Origin of the sequence: Bartonella sp. OT172YNZD (genome assembly GCF_042193725.1) — a bacterium.
GTDB lineage: Bacteria > Pseudomonadota > Alphaproteobacteria > Rhizobiales > Rhizobiaceae > Bartonella > Bartonella grahamii_A.
The window spans coordinates 1-7,250 of the sequence record NZ_JBHILZ010000029.1 but is presented as its reverse complement, the minus strand read 5'-3'; the positions used below and the strand labels follow the sequence as shown (position 1 = coordinate 7,250).

Below are 7,250 nucleotides of genomic sequence, written 5' to 3'. Positions count from 1 at the left end.
CGTGCCTCTTATGGGGTGCGTTTGGCTGCTATGCGCCAAGAATTAGATGCCATACCAGCCGATCAAGAAGGAGCGGCTTTAACACGCTTACAGATTGAAAATTGTTGCGCACCAGGTATTGCGGTGTTGCGTTTTGCTTGTGTGGATGATTTTAAAAATCAATCGGATGATCAACGAAGTCAAGCTGCTTTTGCTTGGTGTGAGAAACATATAAAACCTCTTCATATTGGGCTTGACCGGCGGCGCCAACATGTTTTTGGTGTTGATTTTGCCAGATCGGGCGATGCGACCTCCATTGTGGTGATGGAAGTGGGACAAGATCTGGTGCGCCGTGTCCGGTTTATGGTGGAATTGCGCAATACGCCGTTTGATCAACAAAGAGAGATTTTATTTTATGTGGTGAATGGCTTGCCGCGTTTGTTGGGGGGCGCTTTGGATGCACGGGGCAATGGGGCTTATTTAGCGGAAAAAGCAGCGCAGCGTTATGGGGCTTGTGTGAGGGAAGTGCAATTGTCGCAAAGTTGGTATGGCAAAGAAATGCCGGCTTATTTAGAAGCTTTTGGGGATGGGTCCATTGTTTTGCCGCGCGATAGTGACATTGTTGCGGATCATCAAGCGCTTGCTTATGTCAATGGCATTGTGAAAATTCCAGACAATCATCGTTTTAAAGGCAGTGACGGTTTTATGCGTCATGGTGATAGCGCGATTGCTTGCGCTTTGGCTTATTTTGCCAGCCGCCAAACTCCTGAAATTTATGATTATACACCTGTGAGAGAGGCTTATCGTTTTGATGAAAGCTCGCTCTTTTCAACGCCTTTTTTTTCAACAATGCGATCAAAGATTTATTGATGGGATGATGAGATGGTAAAACTTTTAGATCAGTGGGGCAGGGCGCTTAATATCAAAGGGTTGGAGAGAGAAGTCGCAAGCCCTACCGTTGGCGGTGTTCGTGATGTGTGGTCACAAACCATTGTCAGTGGTCTCACCCCTGCGCAACTTGCTGATATTTTACAACAGGCAGCAGAGGGTCATCCAGAGCAGTTTTTCCAACTTGCCGATGATATGGAAGAGCGTGATTTGCATTATCGTGCTGTGCTTGGCATGCGTAAAAATGCTCTCACAGGGGTGGAGCCTGGAGTGATTGCCGCAAGCAACAGTGCACAGGACAAAAAGATAGCAGATGCGGTGCGGGAAGTGATTAGTGCGCCTACCTTTGTTGATGATTATGTGACGGATTTGTTAGATGCTTTGGGAAAAGGCTATGCGGTTGTTGAAACCTTGTGGGACAAAAGTGCCAAGGAATGGTGGCCGGTTGCTTGGAAATGGCGTGACCAGCGGTTTTTTCAATTGGATCGACGGGATGGTTTTCATTTACGTTTAAAAGAAGAGGGGTCTCACTATGGTATTGAATTGCCTGCTTATAAATTTTCCATTCATCGACCAAAGCTGAAAAGCGGTTTGCCTATCCGCACGGGACTTGCCAGACTTGCGGCTTGGGCTTTTTTGTTTAAGTCTTATACACTGAAAGATTGGATGGCCTTCTTAGAAGTTTACGGCATGCCGTTGCGTGTTGGGAAATATGGTGCGAGCTCTTCTCATGAGGAACGGCGGGTTCTCATTCAAGCTGTACGTGATTTATCCAGTGATGCGGCAGCGATCATTCCCAAAGAGATGGAGATTGAGTTTATTGAAGCAGCGGGAGGCAGTGGCAATGCGGTTTTTGGTGTCAAGGCGGAATATTTAGATCGGCAGATTTCAAAGGGTGTGTTGGGGCAAACAATGACGACGGATGATGGTGCGTCCTTTTCGCAAGCGCGCATTCATGAAAATGTGCGCCATGATATTGCCAGAGCTGATGCACGGCAATTGGCATTGACGGCCAATCGTGATTTGATTGCGCCTTTTGTTGAGATTAATTTTGGGCGCCAAGAGCGCACCCCCCTTGTCTATTGGCCGATTTCTGAAAATGAAGATATTAAAGCGATTAGTGATGCGCTGGAAAAACTTGTGCCCTTGGGATTGCGTGTTGGGGCGCAAGAAGTGCGCAATAAGATCGGCTTTTCGCAACCAACAAAAGAAGAAGATGTTTTAAAGGCTCCTTATAATGCGCCTGATGATGAGAGGGGACAAGAAGATGGTGAGGATAAACAAAAGGCTGGTCTTTGTACTGATTGTGGGGGTGCTTTTGATGTTTCTGTGACAAGAGAGGGCAAGGGTGGAAAAAAGCAGGGTGGGAAATATCACGACGAATTGGACCGACTTTCTGAAGAAGCTTTAAGTGACTGGGAAGAGGACTTAGAACCCCTTTTAGAGCCTTTTAAAAAGCTTGTGAGAGAAGCAAAAAGTTATGAGGATATCCTAAAAGGCTTGGATGAATTGCTCGGTAAAATGGATCATCACGCATTAGCAGCGCGCTTGGCAAAGGTACAAATGATTGCACGTGGGCTTGGGTATCATGGATGAGGAACTTTTTAAAACCGCTCCTAAAGAGGTCACCCGTTATTTTGAAGCCAAGGCACTTGTTCCAAGCTTTGATTGGCGTGATGTGGCACCAGAAGAGCATGCTTTTTCCTTTACGGTGGCAAAATCGGTAGGCTATGACATTTTGGATGATTTTAAGCGAGCGGTTGGAGAAGCCATAAAACATCAAGTTCCTTTTCAAGATTTTCAAAAAAATTTGATGCCGATTTTACAGGAAAAGGGTTGGTGGGGTAAAAAGACCAGCATTGACCCCAAAACTGGTGAAAAGAGCGTGGTGCAATTGGGCAGCCCACGGCGTTTAGAAACGGTCTATTGGGCTAATACCATGAGTGCGCATGCAGCAGGCGAGTGGGAGCGCACACAAAATAATAAAGAATTTTTGCCCTATCTCACCTATGCTTTGTCAAGTTCAGAACATAAGCGTTTAGAACATGAAAGTTGGGTGGGGTTTACCGCACCCGTTGATGATCCGGTTTGGGATTGGCTTTATCCACCCAATGGTTGGCGGTGTAAATGCAGTGTGCGACAGGTAAGCCGTTATGAAGCAGAAGATTTAGGCTATGAAGAGGGGGCAGAGCCACTTCCTGTTGAAAAGCAGGTTTGGCACAATAAGCGAACGGGGAAAATTGAGAAGATACCAAAGGGGATTGATCCTGGTTGGCATTCTAATCCTGGGAAACATCGGGCGCAAAATTTAAGCCGTTTTTTGAGTGATAAAGTCTCTGTGATGGGGGACAATCGAAAACGCATTGCCATTGAAGATATTGTGGGTTCACCACTTTTGGAAGCCATGTTTGAAGGACGTTTGCCGCGTGGGTTTATACCCATTGCACCTATACCACAAAAGGTGCGTGATGCTTTTACAACGGAAAGTTCTCTTCTTCGCTTATCTTCAGACAGTGTGAAACATATTTTGTTAGAGCATCAAGCGCGTGATCTTCACTTGGATGATTTTCGGGGCGCCATTCAAACACTCATCCGCCCCCATGGCGTTATCAGACGCAAAAATACGCAGGGTATTATGTTTTTTGGTGAAAGTGGTGGGTCCTGGTGGCGCTTTGTGGTCAAATGGGTAGCAAGCAAACAAGAATGGTGGCTGACCTCGATGCATAAAAAGAATCTTAAAGAAATTGGACGCTTATTGGATGCGGCTGAAAAAAAGGGCGAGAGGTTGTTATAAAGAAAACAACAGGAAGAAAGATCTGTGATTTTAACGGAAAAGGGGCAGGGAAAATGGGAAGGCGTGGAGGGCGGTCAACTCCTCGCAGGTCCGGTAAAACCGTCCTGGCAAAACTGGCTCACGCCTTACCTCCAATGATATAATGTTTTTAAGCCAAAAAGCAATCTTAAAAAAAACGGCTTGAGAGAGGCTTTTTTTGTATAAGGCGATAAATTGTACCTCTCACTTCACAACGGCGCTCTATCGTCTTTGAAGTGCCTTTGAAAACGATTTTATGGGATGGTTTGGCACGGGGTTTTCTCTCACAAGGAGAAGAATAGGGAAAAGAGTGCTTTTTTGAGAAATGCTCTTTTGACTGACAGTGTCAGACTTATGGTGGGAGTAAGTTTCATGCATTGTATTGCCAATGACAATTGTAAAGCAATAGGCAATGTATGGAACAGGAATTTCACGAAGATCAAAAAGATGGGGATGCCCAGACATTTTATGATGGGACATTTCATGCCGCGTTAATAGATCTCTGTCCAGACGTTTTATGCCAAGACGTTTCATGTGAAGACGCCACCATTAGCCAAGCGCCTGAGTGGGTAGAGTTGTTGCCCAAAGCGCCCCATGTGAAGGCACGTGATGGACGACAATGGCATTATAACCCGCAAACTATTTTAAAAGCCTTTGCAGCCAATAAAGGACCGCTTGTGATTGATTATGAGCATGGGCAACATCACCGTGCGAGAAATGGTTTAGAAGCACCTGCCAGTGGCTGGATTGAAGAATTAGCAGAGCGGGATGGTGCGATTTGGGGGCGTGTTAAATGGACCGATATGGCTACCAAAAAAATTATTGCCCGAGAATATCGCTATCTTTCGCCGGAGTTTCGCCATTCCAAGAAAGGTGAAATTTTGAATTTAGCTGGTGCGGGACTGGTCAATCGTCCAGCTCTTGTCATGACGGCTTTAAGCCGTGAACAGCCTTTCCCTATAACTTTGACGGAGAAAATGATGGATTTGACAGCCATTGCCAGTGCACTATCGCTGGCAGAAGATGCTAAAGCGGATGAGGTTTTAGCAACGCTTAAAGCGCGCGAAAAGGAACGCGTGGAATTAAATGCCCAATTAACAAAAGCGCGAGAAGATTTAGCGCTTTTGCAAGAAGAGCAAAAAAACAGTGCCATTGAGAGTCTTTTAGATAAGACCATTGAAGAGGGCAAGATTTTGCCGGCTGCTCGCGAGGAATATCGTGCGCTTTGTGCCCTTGAAGGGGGGATGGAACATTTTAAAAGTTTGGTCGAGAAGTTGCCGGCGCTTGCCTCAACAATCCCTCTAGAAGTGTGTGCCTTAGCACAAGAACCAAAGCTTGCTCCAGAAGAGGTTGCCCTTGCGGCACGTCATTATCAGGAAGAGCAGAAGAAAAAAGGCTTCGACATCACCATTAGCCAAGCGGTTGAGTATATTAGCGAGCAAAAGGAGCGCCAATCATGAGTACGATGATTTTAATTAAATCTTTTCGCGCTGGAGATGTGATCTCACCTTATTGCATTGTTGCAGCCCGCGGTGAGGGAATGGTGGCAACGGCTTCTGGTAAGGGTGATAAATTATTAGGGACTGCTGGGTCTTGTGAAGCCAAGGCTGGTGAGATGATTGATGTTGGCCAATGTGGTTGGGGCGAAGTGGTTTGTGGAGGCAATGTTTCCTTTGGTGATTTTTTGACCTCTGACCCAAAGGGGCACGCCATAAGGGCAGAAGCAGCAGATCGCACCATTGGTATTGCCATGAGTGATGGTTCTGCTGGTGATGTTATTTCTTTTAAAATTAATTAATCGAGGCATAAAATGAACAGACCTTTTCCCATTGATCCAACACTCACCGCTATTGCTATTGGTTATCGCAATCCAGCAGGTTCTCTTATTGGCGATAGAGTTTTGCCACGCGTTTGTGTTTTAAGTGAGGTGTTTAAATATAGTGAATTTCCCTTAGCGGAAAATTTTACCGTGCCTGAACTTGAGGTTGGGCGAAAAGGACGCCCGAATGTGGTGGAATTTTCTGCCTTTGAACGGGAAGCCAGTGTCAAAGATTACGGACTTGATGATTTGATTCCCAATTCAGATATTGAAGCAGCGGCACGCGCACGGGCGGAGCGACGCTCTCGTTATAACCCCGAAAAGACAGCTGTAGAGGGACTTGCCAATTTGCTAGAATTGGGGCGTGAAGTGCGTGTTGCAGCCCTTGTGCAAAGAAGTGAAAATTACGCACCAGAGCGCGTGATAACTCTCAAAGGTGAGAATAAATTCAGTGATTATGAAAAATCTGACCCTTATGCCACTTTAGATGAGGCGATGGATAAAAGTCTCGTCTATACGCCCAACACCATTGTGATGGGTAAAGTTGTTTGGTCAAAACTCAAACGTCATCCCAAAATCATTAAAGCCGTTAAAGGGGGTGGCACTGCTGATGGTTTTGTCACTAAGGCGCAATTTGCTGATCTGATGGAAATACACCCCGATCGTTTACTCATTGGTGAATCGCAAGTGAATTTGGCACGCAAAGGGCGTTCGGCACAATTGGCACGTGTTTGGGGCAATAAGATTGCACTGCTTTATATTGACCCTACCAAACAACAGGCAGATGGTTCGGTGATCAGTTGGGGCTTTAGCGCCCAGTTGGGCGAGCGTTTGTCTGGAGTGATCCAAGATCCAGATATCGGCTTGTCAGGTGGTAAACGGGTGCGTGTGGGGGAACGCGTGTGTGAATTGGTCGCTGCAAAAGATGCCGGCGTTTTGTTGCAAGAAGTTGTCTAAGGGAAACTTTGAAACATGGCTTATGCAAGCAAAACATTGATTGAAGAGCTCTGGGGGGATGACTTTTTGGATGACTTATGCGGGATGGATGAGAATTCTGATCCAGTTTTTTCAGAGCAAGCCATTGCCCGCGCGCTCGAACAGGCAAGTGGTGAGATTGATGTGCATTTGTCTCATCGCTACTCAGTTCCCATTGCTGGACAGCCGGCGGCTTTGGGTATGATCTGTGTTAATATTGCTGTTTATAATTTAGCCATACGCCATACGGCACTGACCACGACCATTGAAGATCGTTACAAACAGGCGGTTGATTTGCTGAAACGCATTGCCGAAGGCAAAGCGGGTTTGGGGGTGGATGAGCCTAAAATTATGAGTGAAGATGGTCCCGTTAAGGATGGGGCTTTTTTCCATGCCAAACCGCGTTTGATGGGAAGATAACATGTCTGTTTCAACCCATATTGAGATTAAAGAGACAGGGCTTGAAGCGGCTTTATCCTTTTTGCAAAAGGGCGCTGATAGCTCGATGGGGACTTTGGCACAAGGGGTTGGGCGTCTTATCCAAGAAAGCACAAGGCGGCGGATTCAAAGTGAAAAAATGTCTGCCCAAGGAGAGAAGTGGAAAAACAATCATGCCCGCACCTCCATTCTTTATGCCAGTGGGGCGCTTTCACGCTCCATTGATATGAAAGCTTCACCAGAACAGGTGATTGTGGGCTCTGGGTTGGTTTATGCGCGGATTCATCAATTGGGTGGGGTTATTCGCCCGAAAAATGGCAAGACACTGCGCTTTTTTCT

The 7,250-nt window shown here is 46.3% G+C and carries 7 protein-coding genes and 1 pseudogene; all 8 read left to right on the top strand.

Annotated elements, in window-relative coordinates; all coding sequences use genetic code 11:
- Positions 1-849 (top strand): annotated as a pseudogene (locus tag ACFIJS_RS08375) (hypothetical protein); the annotation flags it as partial.
- A gap of 12 nt (positions 850-861) precedes the next feature.
- Positions 862-2,463, top strand: a complete 1,602-nt coding sequence (locus ACFIJS_RS08370; RefSeq protein WP_375651121.1) for a DUF935 domain-containing protein — start codon at positions 862-864, stop codon at positions 2,461-2,463.
- A complete protein-coding gene (locus ACFIJS_RS08365) occupies positions 2,456-3,661 on the top strand; it encodes a phage minor head protein (protein WP_375651119.1) in 1,206 nt (401 codons plus the stop codon). Before ACFIJS_RS08370 ends, ACFIJS_RS08365 begins: the two co-directional genes overlap by 8 nt.
- A gap of 434 nt (positions 3,662-4,095) precedes the next feature.
- Complete coding sequence (locus ACFIJS_RS08360) at positions 4,096-5,139, top strand: phage protease (RefSeq protein WP_375651118.1); 1,044 nt, start codon at positions 4,096-4,098, stop codon at positions 5,137-5,139.
- A complete protein-coding gene (locus ACFIJS_RS08355) occupies positions 5,136-5,477 on the top strand; it encodes a hypothetical protein (RefSeq protein WP_375624180.1) in 342 nt (113 codons plus the stop codon). The genes ACFIJS_RS08360 and ACFIJS_RS08355 overlap by 4 nt, the downstream gene beginning before the upstream one ends.
- 12 nt (positions 5,478-5,489) lie before the next feature.
- A complete protein-coding gene (locus tag ACFIJS_RS08350; protein WP_375651117.1) occupies positions 5,490-6,455 on the top strand; it encodes a capsid protein in 966 nt (321 codons plus the stop codon).
- A gap of 15 nt (positions 6,456-6,470) precedes the next feature.
- Positions 6,471-6,893, top strand: a complete 423-nt coding sequence (locus ACFIJS_RS08345; protein WP_375651115.1) for a gp436 family protein — start codon at positions 6,471-6,473, stop codon at positions 6,891-6,893.
- A gap of 1 nt (position 6,894) precedes the next feature.
- A partial coding sequence (locus ACFIJS_RS08340; protein WP_375651114.1) for a phage virion morphogenesis protein occupies positions 6,895-7,250 on the top strand: 356 nt, incomplete at its 3' end.

What these genes read in the sequence shown, in the direction of transcription:
- ACFIJS_RS08365 (WP_375651119.1), top strand. Translation starts at nt 2,456, where the DNA reads ATGGATGAGGAACTTTTTAAAACCGCTCCTAAAGAGGTCACCCGTTAT.
- ACFIJS_RS08350 (WP_375651117.1), top strand. Translation starts at nt 5,490, where the DNA reads ATGAACAGACCTTTTCCCATTGATCCAACACTCACCGCTATTGCTATT.
- ACFIJS_RS08345 (WP_375651115.1), top strand. Translation starts at nt 6,471, where the DNA reads ATGGCTTATGCAAGCAAAACATTGATTGAAGAGCTCTGGGGGGATGAC.
- ACFIJS_RS08360 (WP_375651118.1), top strand. Translation starts at nt 4,096, where the DNA reads ATGGAACAGGAATTTCACGAAGATCAAAAAGATGGGGATGCCCAGACA.
- ACFIJS_RS08355 (WP_375624180.1), top strand. Translation starts at nt 5,136, where the DNA reads ATGAGTACGATGATTTTAATTAAATCTTTTCGCGCTGGAGATGTGATC.
- ACFIJS_RS08370 (WP_375651121.1), top strand. Translation starts at nt 862, where the DNA reads ATGGTAAAACTTTTAGATCAGTGGGGCAGGGCGCTTAATATCAAAGGG.